The organism is Burkholderia sp. SIMBA_051, assembly GCF_046534915.1.
GTDB classification, from domain to species: Bacteria; Pseudomonadota; Gammaproteobacteria; order Burkholderiales; family Burkholderiaceae; genus Burkholderia; species Burkholderia ambifaria.
In genome coordinates, this window is record NZ_JAWRXS010000153.1 from 1 (window position 1) to 303 (window position 303).

Sequence of the window (303 nt, forward strand, 5' to 3'; positions counted from 1 at the left end):
AGTTTGACTGAATTCGGTAACCCGGTAGGGGCCCCTAGTCCAATCAGTGCTCTACCTCCGAGACTCTTACCTTGAGGCTAGCCCTAAAGCTATTTCGGAGAGAACCAGCTATCTCCAGGTTCGATTGGCATTTCACCCCTACCCACACCTCATCCCCGCACTTTTCAACGTGCGTGGGTTCGGGCCTCCATTCAGTGTTACCTGAACTTCACCCTGGACATGGGTAGATCACCTGGTTTCGGGTCTACGACCACGTACTCAATTCGCCCTATTCAGACTCGCTTTCGCTGCGGCTCCGCATCT

General features: G+C 53.8%; 1 rRNA gene. It reads right to left on the reverse strand.

The window, feature by feature from the left end:
* Positions 1-303: ribosomal RNA gene (locus tag SB771_RS33975) — 23S ribosomal RNA — on the reverse strand; the annotation flags it as partial.